Below are 15415 nucleotides of genomic sequence, written 5' to 3'. Positions count from 1 at the left end.
TCCGCCGCTCGCGGACGGTCCGGCGGTGCGGCGTCAGGTGATCTTGCTCTTGACCTTGTTGACGACCCCGCCGGCGACACCCGGGTTGGTGCCGTACAGCCGCGGATCGCCGGGCGGGAGCACCGGCTCGGGCGCGTGCGCGCGCGGGCTGTGGTCGTAGCGGAACTCGCCCTTGCCGTCCGGCGCCGGCCCGGAGGCCCAGCGCCCCTCGGCCGCGTCACCGCCCGGCGAGAAGTCGAGGTAGGTGTAGCTGAACTGCTCGGTGAACTCCTTCGAGTCGGGGAAGGCGTCCGGCACCGGCATCTCCTCCAGGCCGTCCTCCTTGAGCTGTTCGATGGCCGCCAGCCACATGTTCTGGTGCATGGTGTCGCGGGCCAGCAGGAAGCGCAGCATCTGCTTGACGCCCGGGTCGTCGGTCATGTTGAACAGCCGGGAGACCTGGAGCCGGCCCTGCGCCTCCGCGGTGACGTTGAGCTGGAAGTCGGCCATCAGGTTGCCGCTGGCGGTGATGAAGTTGCCGTTCCACGGCACGCCGTTGCTGTCGGTGGGCAGCGCCCCGCCGCCGCCGTGGATGAAGTGCGCCGGGTTCGAGCCCCCGTAGATCGCCCCCACCATCGGGTTGTCGTCGGCGGCCTCCTGCAGCGACAGCGGCGCGTTCTCCAGCAGCCGGGTGATCATGGTGGCGATCATCTCGACGTGGCCCATCTCCTCGGTGCCCACGTCGAGGAACAGGTCCTTGTACTTGCCGGGCAGCCGGCAGTTCCAGCCCTGGTAGAGGTACTGGTTGGCGACGGTCATCTCGCCCCACTTGCCGCCCAGGATCTCCTGGAGCCGGCGGGCGAACGCGGCGTCCGGGCCGTCCGGCTTGGCCTCGAACTGCAGGTCCTTGACGTGGCTGAACACGGGTCCTCCTCGGTGCCACTGGTTCGGTACCGAGGGCATTTCCCCCGACGCTGACCCGCCCGGGCCAACCGACGGCCCCGCCGGGTCAGGTCGTCGGACCGACCCCGGGCAGCAGCACCTCCAGCGCCACCCCGCGCGGCCGCAGCCGGTGCACCCGCACCCGGCCGCCGTCGGTGGCCACCAGCCGCCGGACGATCCACAGCCCCAGGCCGGACATCCCGGCGGCGGGCACGGGCCGGCGCAGCGCCGCGAGCAGCGCGCCGTCCACCCGGCCCTCGTCGACGACCAGGATGCTCAGTCCGGCGCGGCGCAGCGAGGCGTAGATGCCGATCCGCCCCTCGGCCGGCCCGTGCCGCAGCGCGTTCTGCACCAGGTTCTCCAGCACCTGCCGGGTCCGGCGCTCGGGCACCGGGCAGCCGCCGGCCCGGCGGGTGACCCGCACCCGCCGCCGGTGCTCGGGCACCAGGACGGCGACCCCGCGGAGGATCTCCGCCAGCGGCGCGGTCGTCACCTCGGGCTGCGCCGCGCGGGTCAGGGCGCCCGTGCTGGCCGCCGCGTCCCGGAGCAGGTCCTGCAGGTGTACGGCCTGGTCGCGGGCGAGTTCGCTGATCGCCCGCCGGTCGTCGCCGGTCAGCTCGCGGCGGTCGTCGGCCAGGGCCCGGGTCAGCGAGGTGAGGGTGCTGACCGGCGTGCGGAACTCGTGGCAGAGCACCCGCAGCAGCAGTTCCGGGTCGGCCGCGCCGGGTGGCCCGCCCGGGCCGCTCCGTCGGAACCCCCGCATCAACCCCTGCAACCCGTGCCGTCCGCGCATCCGTCCGCCTCCCCCTCGTCCGGCCACCGCCGCATGATCGGTACCCGCTCGGGAAGGGTCCAGACATGCTCAGCTCCCCCACCCTCCGGCTGGCTGTGGTCGACGACCACCCGCTCTTCGTCCGGGGGCTGGAGCTGCTGCTTCCCGCCAGTACCGGCGGCCGGGCCGAGGTGGTGGGTTCCACCGGCGACGCGTCGGCGGCCGCCTCGCTTGTCAGCCGGTGCCTCCCGGACCTGGCCCTGGTCGACCTGCACATGCCCCCGCCCGGCGGGATCCGGGCGGTGGCCGCGATCCGCCGGACGAATCCGCGGGTGCGGGTGGTGGCGATGTCCGGCAGCGACGACCCGGCGCCCGCGCTGGACGCGCTGCGGGCCGGCGCCGAGGGTTTCCTGCCCAAGAGCGCCGAGCCGGAGGAACTGCTGCCGCCGCTGCTGGCCATCCTCGACGGGTGGGCGGTGCTGCCGAGCGACCTGCTGCGGGCGCTGCTCCGGCCGTCCCGCACCACCCCGGTCGACCTCGACGGCGAGGAGCGGCGGTTGCTCCAGGCGATCGCCGCCGGGCGGAGCACGCTGGAGATCGCCGACCAGTTGCACGTCTCGGAACGCACCGTCAAACGGATGACGGCCACGCTGCTGCGCAAACTACGGGTGTCCAGCCGGGCGGAGGCCGCCGCGCTCGCCGGCCACGCCGGTCTGCTCGGTGAGTGAACGGACCTCTTTCCCGCCGCTCCGCTTTTCGCGGAAACGCGACCCGCCGAAATGAAAACGGCGGAATTGTTGCGGATATGGCGCGGGATGGGTCAAACTTTGACCACACCCCGCCGCACACAGGGAGTAATCGGCGATGGCAAGAAAAGTAATCACGGTGCTGACCGACGATCTCGACGGCGGAAAGGCCGACCGGACGGTCGAGTTCGGTCTCGACGGCGTGGCATACACCATCGACCTCTCCGACGAGAACGCGGGAGTCCTCCGTAAGGCGCTGGACGCCTACATCAGCGCCGGCCGGCGCATCGGCCGGGGCGCCGTCGACACCGGCCGGGCGCCCCGTCGGGCGGGCGGAACCGGCGGCGCGGGAATGGATCGCGAGCAGAACCGCGCCATCCGCGAATGGGCCGCCAAGCACGGCTACAAGATTTCCGAGCGGGGCCGGATCCCGGTCGAGGTCGTCGAGGCGTACAAGAACCGCTGAGCGGAGGCGGGACCGGGTCCCGCTGGCGGGGTCGGGCTGACGCCCGGCCCCGCTTCCTGCTGTGCGAGCCGGGGCCACTGGCCGGGTCTGCCCGTACGGCAGCCGGCCCTTGCCGCGCCGGGGCGGTGCGGGACGTACGCCCCGCACCGCCCCGGCCACCCGGTCGGTCAGTTGACCTCGATGCGCACCGCGTCGAAGGCCGGGGTCTGGTTGGCCCGCTCCATCATCGGGATCCGGTGCGAACCGTCACCGGCCCAGACCGCGCACTGGGCGGTGCCGGACTCGGGCAGCCCGGGGACCTGGATGGTCACCTCGTCCGGCTCGGCGCCGCCGCGGCTGTCCTCGGTGGCGACGAAGAACGCGGGCACCTCCTGGGGCGCCGGCGGCTGCTCGAGGCTGTCCAGCATCCGGCAGGCGGTGTGGAAGTGGCCCCGGACCAGGCCCTGCTCGTTGAGCAGCGAGCTCTCCACGTAGTAGCCGCCCTGACCGGCGGCGAGGAAGCGGTCGCGGACCAGGTTCCGGGTGGAGACCCGGAGGGTGAACGGCTGGTTCGCACCCACCTGCTCGGGGAAGTCGGTGATCAGCAGCGACGGGTTGTTCGCCGCGGCGCCGACCTCGCCGAACGCGGTGCTGACGCAGCGGTTGCCGTTCTGGAAGCCGTCGTGCGGCTGCAGCTGGCTGTCGTCGCAGTCGTTCGCCAGGACGCCGAGCCCGGCACCCGGACCGCCGTTGTTCCCCCCGTTGTTGCCCCCGTTGTTCCCGCCGGTGTTTCCGCCGTCGTCGCCACCGTTGTCGCCACCACCGGAGTTGCCGCCGTTGCCGGTCGGCTGCACCTGGCACTCGGCGAGCTGACGCAGCCCCTGCGGGCGCGGACCGAACCGGTCCATCACGATCGTGATCCGGTCCAGCGTCGCCCGGCGCTTGCCGGCCAGCGGCTGCAGGATCGAGTTGCGGATGAAGGCTTCGCCCCGGTCGCCCTCGGCGGCCAGCCGGCGGTCGGCCTCGGCGATCTGGTTCTGCAGCAGGTTCAGGTTGCGGTCCACCTCCGCCCGGGCCCGGGCGGGCACCTGCGGGAGCCGGCCGGCCACGTCGGGGCAGGCGACCGCGGAACCGCCGTTGGGCGCCTCGCCCTCACGGACCTCCTGGCACTCCTCCACCGTCTGCTGCCCGTCGCCCCAGTGGTTGCGGACCCACCGGCCGTTCTGCCAGGTACGCGTGGTGCCGTCCCGCCCGCTCGGCGCGGTCGCCCCGGGGCTGGGCGCCACGCAGGCCGCGGCCGCCGGCCGCGTCCGGTTCGACCGCCGGTCCTCGGCCGACGAGATCTGGGTCACGGCGACCACTCCGCCGAAGACCGCGAGCGTGCCGACGACGGCCAGCAGACGCTTGCTCCGCGCGTTACCGGATGACCGGCGCGCCCGTGTGGACCTGCGCATCGAATTGCACTCCTTCTCGATCCGGTAGTTGATTCGTGACCTCGGCGGACCGACGGAATTGAGGCGGCACGCCCCGACGGAAACCGTCCGGACGGACCGGTGGCATGTCGACGACCGACGATGCCCTTTCCGCACCGTCTCCCGCGTCCCGGGACCGGATGGGGAGATCCTGTCCATTCCCGCAGGAGTACGAAGCGGCAGCCGCCACGGTTCAAAGCGGATCGGACAAAAATTCACACCTGGTCACGGCGACCATGTCCGGGTGTCGGACGGACCGGTTCGCGACGGAGCCGGGCGGCCGGAGAGGGCTCCGGCGGAAAGGGCCGGGCGGGCCGGCGACGGCCCCCGGCCGGACAGCCGGAAATGGTGCGGGGGCGACGCTCTTGGTCAGTCGTTGCGTCCCAGGTCGACGATCGGGCACCGGCTGCGATCGTGCCGGCGGAGACGGTCGGGCCCGGCGCCCGGGGCGACCGTGCGGACGCGCGCCCGGAGGGACGGATCAGTCCGCGCAGAGGTGGTCGAAGGCGAAGCCGTTCTCCAGCTCGTCGCGTCGCGCCCGCAGGCCGCGGATCTCGGCGCGCAGCTCGTCCCGGGAGACCAGGGCCGGCGTACCGCCCTCCGGCTCGGCCAGCCACTGGCCGACGGCGACCGCCGCCAGGTCCTCGGCGAGCCGGGCGGCGTCCACCCCGCAGGAGAACCGGTGCTCCCACACCGACACCCGCTCCACCAGGCAGGCGCCGGGACGCACCTCGACCCAGCTCCAGCCCTCGGCCGGCCCGTCCTTCCACCGCACGTGCAGCCCGCGCACGATCGGGTCGGCCAGCCGGCGCGACACGTACGCCTCCACCGCCGCCGCCCGGGCCAGCGCGCCGAGATCGTTGACGTGACCGGTGCGGCCGTCCGGCAGCCGGCCGAGGATGTCCCGGAACCCGACCGCGGCCTCTCCCGGCTCGCCCGGCGCGCCGCCCTCGGCGTAGCCACGCGCGTCGATCACGTACGCCACGATCCGCCGGCCGTGGTCGGCGGCCCGCAACGTCGGCGACTCGATCCGCAGCACCTCCAGGCCGACGGCCGCGCCGACCGCGTTCTTCATCCGCTCGGTGCGCTGGGCGGCGGAGCCGGCCGGCGCGGGCGGGCCGATCTCGACGGCGAACAGCGGCCGGCCGCTGTCGCCGGCGCAGACCACGAAGTCGAAGCCCTCGCGGATGGCCGTGCTCCACTGGTGGCCGGTGATCCCCGGCGGACGGCGCTGCACCAGCTCGCCCATCCTGCGGTCGGCGTGCACGACCTGCCCGCCCCGGGTGAGCACCGGGGCACGGCCGTCGTCCGTCGGGATCGCGCGCAGCCAGGAGGCGTGGTCACTACCGGTGCTCGTCATCGCCTGATCCATCCGTCGTCCGTGGGCCGGCCCGAGTCTAGGCCGTCGATCATGGTCGTCGCCCCGTCGGTGCGGCCCGGCCGGGCAAAACCGGTTGAGCCGCGCGGGCCGGCCCCGGTGGGATGGGCCGGTGACCGCCTTCCTCACCACCGCGCGGCTGGCGCTGCGCTTGTTCACCCCGGCCGACGCGGACCTGCTGGTCGACCTGGACAGCGACCCCGAGGTGATGCGCTATCTGACCGGCGGCCGGCCAACCCCGCCGGAGGTGGTCCGCGGGCGGACCCTGCCGGCGATCCTCGCGCTCTACCGGCGGCCGCCGGGGCTCGGCTACTGGGCGGCCGTGGACCGGGCCACCGGCGACTTCCTGGGCTGGTTCGAGTTCCGGCCGGTGCGCGACGGCGACGTCCGCGAGGTGGAACTCGGCTACCGGCTGCGCTGCTCGGCGTGGGGCGCCGGCCTCGCCACCGAGGGCTGCCGGGCGCTGGTCGACAAGGGCTTCGCAAAGCTGGGCGTGGAGCGGGTCACCGCGAACACCATGGCGGTGAACCTGGCCTCGCGGCGGGTGATGGAGAAGGTCGGCCTGCGGCACGTGCGCACGTACCACGGCGACTGGCCGGAGCCGATCGACGGCTCCGAACACGGCGAGGTCGAGTACGCCCTCACCCGCGAGCAGTGGCGCGTCGACCGCGACGGCGTCGGCCCGGTGGCCGGCCGGGCCGACTGAGCACCCGCGGCGACCGGGCCCACGGTCGGGCGGTCACCTCAGCGACGGACCGGCAGGGACGGCCGCCGGTGGGCCGCCGCCCCGTGCGGGCCGCCGACCCGGCGCCGCCGGGGGTGTCACTGGGCGCCCATCACCAGGCCCTCGATGGTGTGCTTCTGCCGGATCGGCACCAGCGCGTCGACCACCGGACACGGCAGGTGGGCGCGGACCAGCTCCGGCAGGCTCTCCCAGTAGCCCCGGGTGACCGCCATGTCGTGGTGGCCGGCGTTGCCGGCGCCGGGCGCGTCCACGCCGAGCACCAGCACCGGACGGGCCAGCGACGACACGTTCGGGGTGCCGCGGTGGATGGTCAGCGCGGAGCGCGCGGAGATGTCGCCCCGCTGCGGGTACTTGCGCGCCGCGCGCCGCTCGTAGCGCGGATAGCGCTCCTTCGGCGGGAACATCTCGTGGTCGAAGTCGCGGCCGTCGTCCCACTGGGTGCCCGGGGCGATCTCGAACGGGCCCATCTCTTCCACCGTGTCCACGGTGGTCAGGTTGAACGCGAGCGAGGTCAGCCGGCGCTGTCGACGGGTGTCCTCCGGCATCGGGAAGTCGCGGTGCCACGGCTGCAGGGCCGCACCCGGGAACGGGATGTCGAAGCCCAGCTCGACGATCTCGAAGTCGGGGCCGAGGACCGCCCGGCAGACCGCCACCACCCAGGGGTGGGTGACCAGGTCGACGAAGCCGCGCAGCTGTTCTGGGTGAATCTCGACGTACCAGCGCTCCGGACCCCGCCCGACCGCGCCGTCCGGCCGGGAGCGCGCCTCGTGGAAGGCCGCGTCGATGTCCTCCCCGACCCGGTCCACCCAGTCGACGGCGAACGCGCCCCGGCACGCCGTGATCCCGTCGCGGTAGAGGTCGCCGAGCGCCTCGACGGGCACGTCGTCGTCCGGGAACCGGTCGGTGCCGCTCGACGCGGCGCGGTTGTCGGGCTGCCCGGCGCGCGGCGCGGGTGGACCGGAGTGGGGCCTCATCGGGTACCTCCCTGGTGGGGACGGGGCGAGTATTCCAACGTTGTAGAAGACTGACAAGAGCGCCGCGTGCGACGTGCTCGGGCGTCCCCGAGCCGGCACCCGGGCGGACGGGGCGGCCGGCGCGGGCCGGGGCCGGCGGGCCCGGCATGATCGACCGTGACGGGCGCGGACGAGGGGGTACGGGATGCGGGTGGTGTCGCTGGTGCCGTCGCTGACCGAGGCGGTGGCCCGCACCCTGCCCGGGCTGCTGGTCGGCGCCACCGACTGGTGCACCTACCCGGCGGGGCTGGACGTGTCCCGGGTCGGCGGCAGCAAGTACCCGGACCTGGACCGGGTGCTCGCCCTGCGGCCGGATCTGGTGCTGCTCAACGTGGAGGAGAACCGCCGCGCCGACGCGGACGCGCTGGCCGCGGCCGGGGTGCCGGTGCGGATCACCTACCCGCGCACCGTGGACGGGGCGCTGGACGAGCTGGCCGCGCTGCTGGGTGAGCTGGGCGCGCCGGCGGAGCCCGACTGGCTGGTCGCCGCCCGCCGGGCCTGGGCGGAGCTGCCCGCGGCGGTGGCCCGCCGGGCCGTGGTGCCGGTCTGGCGGAAACCGTGGGTGGTGCTCGGCGGCGACACCTTCGCCGGTGACGTGCTGAGCCGGCTCGGCGTACGCAACGTCTACGCGGACCACGCCGACCGCTATCCCCGCCCGGGCCTGGACGAGCTGCGCGCGCACGCGCCCGACCTGGTGGTGCTGCCCGACGAGCCGTACCGCTTCACCGCGGGAGACGGGCCGGAGGCGTTTCCCGGCGTCCCCTGCGCCCTGCTCTCCGGACGGCACCTGACCTGGTACGGCCCGTCGCTCGCCGAGGCGCCGGCGGTGCTGGCCGCCCAGCTGGCCCGACCGGTGGTGCACCCGGCCGGGTGAGCGCCGGCCGCGCACCGGGTGGCTCAGCCTCCCGCGTGCCGGCGTTCGCGCCGCACGGCGGCCACGCTCCAGCTGATGGAGACCGAGAGGGTCAGCACCACCACGGCCAGGGTGATCCAGATCGGCAGCTTGCCCACCGGGGTCTCGGCCAGCATCAGCTTCAGGCCGGCGAAGGCCAGCAGCACGGCCAGCCCGTACCGCAGGTAGCCGAAGTGGCGCAGCAGGCCGGCCAGGCAGAAGTAGAGGCTGCGCAGGCCGAGCACGGCGAAGGCGGTGGCCGTCCAGACGATGAACGTGTTGGTGGTGATGGCCAGGATCGCGGCCACCGAGTCGATCGCGAAGATCACGTCGGTGGCCTCGATCGCGACGATTGCCACCAGCAGCACGGTGGCGTGCCGTCGGCCGCGTACCCGGACGGTGAACCGGCTGCCGTGGAAGCGCGGCTCGGTCGGCACCAGCCGGCGGAACAGCTTGACCGCCACGTTGTGGTCCGGGTCGACGTCCGGCTCGCCGCGCACCGCCAGCCGCCAGCCGGTCCAGATCAGGAAGGCACCCAGGACGAACCCGAGCCAGGCCAGCCGGTGCAGCAGTTCCGCACCGGCGAAGATGAAGACCAGCCGGAAGCCGAGCGCCCCGATCACGCCCCAGAACAGCGCCTTGTGCTGGTAGCCGGGGGGCACCCGGAAGTAGTTGAAGAGCAGCGCGAAGACGAAGACGTTGTCCACCGACAGCGCCTTCTCCAGCAGATAGCCCGAGTAGTAGGCCAGCGCCGGCTCACCGCCGCGCCAGAGCCAGACCAGCAGGCCGAAGGCGAGCCCGGCGGTGATCCAGACGGCGCTCCAGACCAGCGCCTCCCGCAGCTCGATGACGTGGTCGTCGCGGTGCGAGAACATGTCCACCGCCAGCATGACGGCGAGCACCGCGGCGACCGCCGCCCAGGCCCACAGCGGTGCCGTGAACGTCGCCTCGTCCACCCGGCGCCCTCCGCATCCGTGACGGCGGCTCTGTGCACCCGTGACGCGGGGCGACGGCACCGGACCGCGTCGTATCCGAGCCTAGGCGAGCGGCCGGACGGCCGGCGGCGGTCCGGCGAAGTCCGCCGGGACGCCACGGGCCGCGCCCACGAAGGGGGGCCCGTGGCGTGCTGAGGCCACCGGGGTGACCGTGCGTCGGATCGTGCACCGGGCCGGACGGGCCCGGGGTGAGAGGGGTCGAAGGTCCCGGTGCGGACGGGCCCGGTCGGCCCTGATCGCCACCCGCCGGGGGAAGTCCAATGGAGATGCCACCGGGAAGCGCGGTGCGAGGCACAGGAAGGGACGTGGCGACGATGACCGCGACGACCAGGCGGACCACCGCCGAGACCACCGCTGCAGCGACCCGTCACGGGACGCCGGTCACCGGGACCCGCCGGGCGCGGGCCACCCGATACCTGCTCGCCGGCATCCGCCTGGCGCTGGGCTGGGTCTTCCTCTGGGCCTTCCTGGACAAGCTCTTCGGCCTGGGCCTGGCCACCGAGACCAAGAACGCCTGGCTTGACGGGGGCAGCCCCACCACGGGCTTCCTCGCCTTCGGCTCCGCCGGCCCGTTCCAGGGGTTCTACCAGGGCATCGCCGGCGCGGCCTGGGCCGACTGGCTCTTCATGACCGGTCTGGCGGCGATCGGCACCGCCCTCGTCCTCGGCATCGGGATGCGCGTCGCCGCCGCGGCCGGCGGGCTGCTCCTGGTCATGATGTGGACGGCCGTCCTGCCCCCGGAGAACAACCCGTTCATGGACGACCACCTCGTCTACGCCGCGGTGCTCGCCGTGCTCGCCCTGGTCGACGCCGGCGACACCTGGGGCCTCGGCCGGGTGTGGGCCCGGCTCCCGATCGTCCAGCGTACGGCTGGCTCCGGTAGCCACCGGCACACCCCCTCGGCGGGCGTCACCACCGGTGACGCCCGCCGAGCGGGTTCGCGCGCCGGCCGGTTCCCCGCCGGCTGGCCGGGCGGTCCGCCGGTGCCGGCGGCCCGGGTCGCGGGACCGCCGGGCATCGGCGGACCGCTATCCGGCAGGATCGGCGGTGACCGGACATCACGACCAGTACGGCAGGAGACTCCCGAATGAACCAGGCAGCAGGCGCCCGCTCGGGCAAGCCCGAGGTGGGTCCGATCGAGGGCGCGCCGCCGGCCGACCTCGTGATCGAGGACATCAGCGTCGGCGAGGGCCCGGAGGCCCAGCCGGGTCAGCGGGTCAGCGTCCACTACGTCGGGGTGGCGCACTCCACCGGCCGCGAGTTCGACGCGTCGTGGAACCGCGGTGAGGCGTTCGAGTTCCCGCTCGGCGGCGGCCGGGTCATCGCCGGCTGGGACCAGGGTGTGGCCGGCATGCGGGTCGGCGGCCGGCGGCGGCTGACCATCCCGCCGCACCTGGGCTACGGCGACCGGGGCGCCGGCGGCGTCATCAAGCCGGGCGAGACGCTGGTCTTCGTCGTCGACCTGCTCGGCGTCCGCTGACCGACCGAGCCCGCGGTCGGGGTCGGCGATCCGTCGTCGGCCCCGACGGCCGTCGGGCCGCGCTCAGCAGGCCACGAGCTCCCGGTCGGCGCACGGGTCGACGATCGGGATGACCCGGTACAGCCCGGTGGCGCGCAGCACCCGGCGGACCGTCGGGTCGGGGCCGACCAGCACCAGCTCGCCGCCGCGGGCGCGGATCCGCAGGTGCGCGGCGACCAGGGCGCGCACCCCGGCGGCCGAGAGCACGCGCACGCCGGAGAGATCCAGCCGCAGCACCGCGCGGGCCGGGGCGGCCCAGAGGGCGGACCGCAGCGCGCCGACGGTGGCGATGTCGACCTCGCCGCTCACCCGCACCTCCACCGCGTGGTCAGCCGTGCTGATCTGCACGTGCAGGCGGTCGCCGCGTTGTCCCATGCCGACGAATCTAGCCGGCACCACCGACAGTTCCGACCTGCCGCGGACCGAATCCGGGTACGCCCAGGGTTCGACCCCGAGGTCCGCGGTATCCTCCTCAGGGATGACCGCCGACGCCCGGCCGCCGCCGGCCGCCGGCCGGTCGGGGGCGACGCGAACGGCATCGGCGGGCGAGAATGGCCGGATGGCCGTCCCCCGCCCGCGCGCGCCCTGGTTGATCCGTCCCGTCCGCGAGCCGGCCACCGTTCCGCCGCCGCTGGACGGGCCGTGGGCCCCGACCGACGACCGGCTCGACTCGGTCGAGCTGCTGCCCCTGCCCGCTGGCGCGGCCGGCCCGGAGGACGTGCTCGTCGACCCCGCCGGACGGGTAATCAGCGGGGACGAGGGCGGCCGGCTCTGGTGGTGGCCGGTCAACGCGGCCCCGGGCACCGGCCCCCGGCTGCTCGCCGAGACCGGCGGCCGGCCGCTCGGCGTCGAGCTGGACCCGCGCGACGCCAGCCTGGTGGTCTGCGACGCGTACCGGGGGTTGCTGCGGGTGGCCCCGGACGGGGCGGTACGGGAGCTGACCGGCCTCGGGGAGCGGCCCCACCTCGCCGACAACGCCGCCGTCGCCCTCGACGGCACGGTCTACTTCACCGACTCGTCCCACCGCTTCCCGGTCTCGCACTGGAAGCGGGACCTGCTCGAGCACCGGCCGAACGGGCGGGTGCTGGCCTACCACCCGGGCAGCGGGCGCACCGAGGTGGTCCGGGACGGGCTGTACTTCCCCAACGGGATTGCGCTGACCCCGGACGAGTCGGCGCTCATGCTGGTGGAAACCGCCACCCACCGGCTGGTCCGGCTCACGCTGCCCGACGGCGAGCTGACCGTGCTGGCCGACCTGCCGGCATACCCGGACAACCTGACCGGGGTCGGCGACGGGACGTACTGGATCGCGCTGCCCAGCCCGCGGCTGCCGGCGATGGAGCGGCTGCTGCCCCACCCCCGGCTGCGCCAGCTGGTCGCGGTGCTGCCGGCCGCGGTGCAGCCGAAACCGCTGCGCTACGGCCTGGTCGCGCTGGTGGACGGCGCGGGGCGGGTGCTGCGTACGCTGCACGGCCCGCGCGGCGGGTACCACATGATCACCGGCGTCCGGCAGCACGGCGACCAGCTCTGGTTGGGCAGCCTCACCGGGACCGGGGTGGCCCGGGTGCCGCTGCGCTGATCGTCGTACCGCCTAGTGCGTGGCGGCGGGTACGCGGGACCGGCCCGGCACGGTGCCGGGCCGGTCCGCGTATCCCTGGATCAGCCGCCGGTCGCCGACGGCACGGGCGCCGGCGTTCCCCCGGCCACCGCGCCCGGGTGCGGCAGGTGGGTCGGAGCGGGCCCCAGCCCGGCCGGTACGGGCAGCGCGCTGCCCTTGGCGAACCGGTCCCAGCTGACGTTCCAGGCCGTCCAGCCGTTGCCCTCGTCCAGCTTGACCTCGGTGCCCTTGATGGTGACCAGGTCACCGACCTGGGTCACGCCCATCAGCCAGTCCGCGGCCTCGTTGGAGACGTTGGTGCAGCCGTGCGAGACGTTGGTGTTGCCCTGGTCCCCCACCGACCACGGCGCCGCGTGGATGAACTCACCGCCCCAGGTGAGCCGCTGCGCGTCCTCGACGTCGACCACGTAAGGGTCGGCCGAACCCCGGGTGTCGAAGGTCGTGTACTCGTGCTTCTCCATGATCACCATCTTGCCGCTGGAGGTCGGCGTGCTCGGCTTGCCCATGCTGACCGGGATCTTGCGGACGACCTTGCCGTCGCGTAGCACCGACATTTGCTTGGTGGCGTTGTCGATCTCCAGTGCCACCTGCCGGCCGATCTTCGAGGTGGCCCGCCGGTCCGCGTCGCCGACGTGCTCCCTGCCGATCGGCATGCCCTCCAGCCCGGCCCGGACGCTGATCGTGGTGCCCGGCCGCCAGAAATCGGGCGCCCGGTAATAGACCTGGCTGCCGTCGGACACCCACGACCAGGCTCCGGGCTGCGGCGGGTCCGTCTTCACGAACAAGCGCCGCTGCACATCCGCCCTGGCCTCTTTCGGAATGGGCGGGTCGAACGACACGGTTACCGGCATCGCGGTGCCGTATGTCCGATTACCGGCGAAATACAACGTACTGGTTATCGCCGGTTTCGACGATTTCGGCATGGTCGTGAAGGTGGTCTTGCGGGTGGTGGTGGCGCCGCGGTCGCCGGTGGCGGTCACCTCGGCGGTGTAGGTCCGCTTCGGCTGCAGTGTCGTGCTCGGCACCCAGCCCGAGCCGTCCTCCCGCGGCTCCGCCTTGACTTCCTTGCCCTTGTCGTCGGTGATTCGCACGGCGGTGACCCGGCCGCCCTTGACGGCGGTGCCCACCTCGGCGCTGACCGGGACGTCCCGGGCCCGGTCGGTGGGCGTCACACTCAACTCCGGCGGGGCCGCCCGGCCCTCGCCCGGTTTGCGGTCGGCGGTGCAGCCACCGAGGACCAACGGTGTGGCCGCGATGCTCACCGCCAGCAGCGCCAATCGCCGCCTCAACTCCATGATGCGTCCCCCCGTTTACGGCTTCCCTTCGCCACATTCTCTCCACCGTCCGGGGCTACGCGCGCAATTTCGACGGATTCGAAGAAGTGTTTGGTAACCCATGTTCCCGTGGTGTGCTTAATTGCCGGTAATTGAGCGGGGAGCCGACTGCCGCGGCGGATCGGCCCGTTCGACCCTCGCGCGCCCCGGCGGGACGGCCCGTCCCCTCCGGGCCCGACCGCTGCACCCTTCGCCGCTTCGCGGCCGGCGTCGGGATCGGCCCGGTCTGCACGGAATCAGCAGCCGACCCGCCGGCCGCGGAGAGTCGATCCGCGCGACCGGCGCCGATCGGGAGTGGACCACGGACGGAGCCGGCAGCGACCGGCTTTTGTCGGCGCGAGCAGAAGTTTCGTCAATCCCGACGAACCTTTGCCATCGATCGTCGACAAGGGTACGGTGACCAATCAGATCCAAAGTTGTCCATTGGTCGATCCGTTGCCCCGCCCCCTCCGGGCGGTCCGACCCACCGTCGGTGGGTCGGATCGCCGCGTCCTGACCGCGACCGCGCCGCCGGGCCCGCGCCCGGTCGGTCCGGCGTGCCCGGCGGACGGCCGGTCGGCCCGAACGGCCGGGCCCGCAACGCCCGGCAGGAAGGACCAGCACCATGGACGAACTCGAATCCCGGCCGCCGGCACCCGGCCGGGAGCCGGTCAGCCGGCGCGGCGTGCTGCGTGCCGCCACGGTCTCGGCCGCGGCGCTCGGCACCGCCGGGCTGCTCGGCGCACCCGCCGCGGCCGATTCCGGGCCGCACGGTCGGCGCCGGGTCCCGGCCGACCGGATCAGCATCCAGCTGTACACGCTGCGCGACCAGCTCGCCGCCGACCTGCCCGGGACGCTGGCCGCGCTGCGGCAGATCGGCTACCGCCGGGTAGAGCACGCCGGCTACGTCGGCCGGACGGCCGCCCAGTTCCGGGCCGCGCTGGACCAGGCCGGGCTGCGGGCCACCTCCGGGCACGTCGGTATCCCGCAACCGTTCGACCCGGACACGTGGGAGCAGGTGCTCGCCGACACCAACACGGTCGGCTGCCGCTACCTCGTGCACCCCTGGTTCGGGCTGGACGCCGAGGGCCGGCCGATCCGGGACCCGCAGCGCTACCGGGCGCTGGCCCACGACCTGAACCGCGCCGGGCGGATGGCCGAGCGGGCCGGGCTGCGGTTCGGCTACCACAACCACCAGTTGGAGTTCGTGCCGCTGACCGACGGGCGGACCGGGTTCGAGATCCTGGCCGACGAGACCGACCCCCGGCTGGTCCACTTCGAACTCGACCTGTTCTGGACCTGGCGCGGCGCCCGCGACCCGGTCGACGTGATCCACGCCCACCGCGGCCGGATCCGACAGGTGCACGTCAAGGACATGGACACCAATGCCAGCTTCGCCGACCTCGGCGACGGCCTGATCGACTTCGGCCGGATCTTCGCGCACGCCCGGGAGGCCGGGATCGAGGAGTACATCGTGGAGCGCGACGACGCGGGTACCCCGCCGCGCGCCCCCGCCGACGCCCTCGACACCGCCCGGGCCGGCTACGCCTACCTCGCCTCACTCCGCTACTGAACAACGACATCGG

The 15415-nt window shown here is 74.0% G+C and carries 15 protein-coding genes and 1 pseudogene; 8 read left to right on the top strand and 8 right to left on the bottom strand.

Annotation, left to right across the window (positions count from 1 at the left end; all coding sequences use genetic code 11):
• Positions 1–33: 33 nt before the first annotated feature.
• A complete protein-coding gene (locus tag ACVCAH_RS11025; RefSeq protein WP_447135970.1) occupies positions 34–903 on the bottom strand; it encodes a manganese catalase family protein in 870 nt (289 codons plus the stop codon).
• Between the two features lie 85 nt (positions 904–988).
• Positions 989–1714 (bottom strand): sensor histidine kinase, encoded by a 726-nt coding sequence (locus tag ACVCAH_RS11020; protein ID WP_447135969.1) that lies wholly within the window; start codon positions 1712–1714, stop codon positions 989–991.
• A gap of 65 nt (positions 1715–1779) precedes the next feature.
• Between ACVCAH_RS11020 and ACVCAH_RS11015 the strand changes: the two genes are divergently transcribed.
• On the top strand, positions 1780–2421 hold the full coding sequence (locus ACVCAH_RS11015; RefSeq protein WP_447135968.1) for a response regulator transcription factor: 642 nt from the start codon (positions 1780–1782) through the stop codon (positions 2419–2421).
• Between the two features lie 136 nt (positions 2422–2557).
• The gene (locus ACVCAH_RS11010; RefSeq protein ID WP_447135967.1) at positions 2558–2905 is read left to right on the top strand and encodes a histone-like nucleoid-structuring protein Lsr2; all 348 of its coding nucleotides are present in this window, start codon (positions 2558–2560) and stop codon (positions 2903–2905) included.
• A gap of 167 nt (positions 2906–3072) precedes the next feature.
• On the opposite strand, the gene ACVCAH_RS11005 is transcribed toward ACVCAH_RS11010, so the two are convergent.
• Together ACVCAH_RS11005 and ACVCAH_RS11000 are read right to left on the bottom strand one after the other, a co-directional pair.
• Complete coding sequence (locus ACVCAH_RS11005; protein ID WP_447135966.1) at positions 3073–4338, bottom strand: hypothetical protein; 1266 nt, start codon at positions 4336–4338, stop codon at positions 3073–3075.
• 499 nt (positions 4339–4837) lie between these two features.
• Complete coding sequence (locus ACVCAH_RS11000; protein WP_447135965.1) at positions 4838–5716, bottom strand: hypothetical protein; 879 nt, start codon at positions 5714–5716, stop codon at positions 4838–4840.
• 130 nt (positions 5717–5846) lie between these two features.
• Here ACVCAH_RS11000 and ACVCAH_RS10995 point away from each other — a divergent pair, with 130 nt between their 5' ends.
• The gene (locus tag ACVCAH_RS10995; RefSeq protein ID WP_447135964.1) at positions 5847–6440 is read left to right on the top strand and encodes a GNAT family N-acetyltransferase; all 594 of its coding nucleotides are present in this window, start codon (positions 5847–5849) and stop codon (positions 6438–6440) included.
• Positions 6441–6556: 116 nt separating this feature from the next.
• On the opposite strand, the gene ACVCAH_RS10990 is transcribed toward ACVCAH_RS10995, so the two are convergent.
• Positions 6557–7453, bottom strand: a complete 897-nt coding sequence (locus ACVCAH_RS10990) for a phytanoyl-CoA dioxygenase family protein (protein ID WP_447135963.1) — start codon at positions 7451–7453, stop codon at positions 6557–6559.
• A 184-nt stretch (positions 7454–7637) separates the two neighbouring features.
• Here ACVCAH_RS10990 and ACVCAH_RS10985 point away from each other — a divergent pair, with 184 nt between their 5' ends.
• Positions 7638–8366, top strand: coding sequence for a helical backbone metal receptor (locus ACVCAH_RS10985; RefSeq protein ID WP_447135962.1), 729 nt, complete (start codon positions 7638–7640; stop codon positions 8364–8366).
• Positions 8367–8389: 23 nt separating this feature from the next.
• Here ACVCAH_RS10985 and ACVCAH_RS10980 read toward each other — a convergent pair whose 3' ends face one another.
• Complete coding sequence (locus ACVCAH_RS10980; protein ID WP_447135961.1) at positions 8390–9340, bottom strand: TerC family protein; 951 nt, start codon at positions 9338–9340, stop codon at positions 8390–8392.
• Positions 9341–9684: 344 nt separating this feature from the next.
• Between ACVCAH_RS10980 and ACVCAH_RS10975 the strand changes: the two are divergent.
• A pseudogene (locus ACVCAH_RS10975) lies at positions 9685–10262 on the top strand (hypothetical protein).
• A 204-nt stretch (positions 10263–10466) separates the two neighbouring features.
• A complete protein-coding gene (locus ACVCAH_RS10970; RefSeq protein WP_447135960.1) occupies positions 10467–10859 on the top strand; it encodes an FKBP-type peptidyl-prolyl cis-trans isomerase in 393 nt (130 codons plus the stop codon).
• 63 nt (positions 10860–10922) lie between these two features.
• Here the strand turns inward: ACVCAH_RS10970 and ACVCAH_RS10965 are convergent, their stop codons facing one another.
• The gene (locus tag ACVCAH_RS10965) at positions 10923–11273 is read right to left on the bottom strand and encodes an STAS domain-containing protein (protein ID WP_447135959.1); all 351 of its coding nucleotides are present in this window, start codon (positions 11271–11273) and stop codon (positions 10923–10925) included.
• A 184-nt stretch (positions 11274–11457) separates the two neighbouring features.
• Between ACVCAH_RS10965 and ACVCAH_RS10960 the strand changes: the two genes are divergently transcribed.
• A complete protein-coding gene (locus ACVCAH_RS10960; protein WP_447135958.1) occupies positions 11458–12477 on the top strand; it encodes an SMP-30/gluconolactonase/LRE family protein in 1020 nt (339 codons plus the stop codon).
• An 80-nt stretch (positions 12478–12557) separates the two neighbouring features.
• On the opposite strand, the gene ACVCAH_RS10955 is transcribed toward ACVCAH_RS10960, so the two are convergent.
• A complete protein-coding gene (locus tag ACVCAH_RS10955) occupies positions 12558–13811 on the bottom strand; it encodes an Ig-like domain-containing protein (protein ID WP_447135957.1) in 1254 nt (417 codons plus the stop codon).
• A gap of 643 nt (positions 13812–14454) precedes the next feature.
• Here ACVCAH_RS10955 and ACVCAH_RS10950 point away from each other — a divergent pair.
• Positions 14455–15402 (top strand): sugar phosphate isomerase/epimerase family protein, encoded by a 948-nt coding sequence (locus ACVCAH_RS10950; protein WP_447135956.1) that lies wholly within the window; start codon positions 14455–14457, stop codon positions 15400–15402.
• Positions 15403–15415 lie beyond the last annotated feature (13 nt).

The sequence above is a fragment of the Micromonospora sp. LZ34 genome (assembly GCF_052981855.1).
Note: the sequence above shows the minus strand (reverse complement) of the source record. Positions and strands in the feature narration are given on the sequence as shown.

Excerpts from the sequence above, each read along its gene's own strand:
- ACVCAH_RS11020 (WP_447135969.1), bottom strand. The coding sequence starts at position 1,714 with ATGCGCGGACGGCACGGGTTGCAGGGGTTGATGCGGGGGTTCCGACGG.
- ACVCAH_RS11015 (WP_447135968.1), top strand. The coding sequence starts at position 1,780 with ATGCTCAGCTCCCCCACCCTCCGGCTGGCTGTGGTCGACGACCACCCG.
- ACVCAH_RS11010 (WP_447135967.1), top strand. The coding sequence starts at position 2,558 with ATGGCAAGAAAAGTAATCACGGTGCTGACCGACGATCTCGACGGCGGA.
- ACVCAH_RS11005 (WP_447135966.1), bottom strand. The coding sequence starts at position 4,338 with ATGCGCAGGTCCACACGGGCGCGCCGGTCATCCGGTAACGCGCGGAGC.
- ACVCAH_RS11000 (WP_447135965.1), bottom strand. The coding sequence starts at position 5,716 with ATGACGAGCACCGGTAGTGACCACGCCTCCTGGCTGCGCGCGATCCCG.
- ACVCAH_RS10990 (WP_447135963.1), bottom strand. The coding sequence starts at position 7,453 with ATGAGGCCCCACTCCGGTCCACCCGCGCCGCGCGCCGGGCAGCCCGAC.
- ACVCAH_RS10985 (WP_447135962.1), top strand. The coding sequence starts at position 7,638 with ATGCGGGTGGTGTCGCTGGTGCCGTCGCTGACCGAGGCGGTGGCCCGC.
- ACVCAH_RS10970 (WP_447135960.1), top strand. The coding sequence starts at position 10,467 with ATGAACCAGGCAGCAGGCGCCCGCTCGGGCAAGCCCGAGGTGGGTCCG.
- ACVCAH_RS10965 (WP_447135959.1), bottom strand. The coding sequence starts at position 11,273 with ATGGGACAACGCGGCGACCGCCTGCACGTGCAGATCAGCACGGCTGAC.
- ACVCAH_RS10960 (WP_447135958.1), top strand. The coding sequence starts at position 11,458 with ATGGCCGTCCCCCGCCCGCGCGCGCCCTGGTTGATCCGTCCCGTCCGC.
- ACVCAH_RS10955 (WP_447135957.1), bottom strand. The coding sequence starts at position 13,811 with ATGGAGTTGAGGCGGCGATTGGCGCTGCTGGCGGTGAGCATCGCGGCC.
- ACVCAH_RS10950 (WP_447135956.1), top strand. The coding sequence starts at position 14,455 with ATGGACGAACTCGAATCCCGGCCGCCGGCACCCGGCCGGGAGCCGGTC.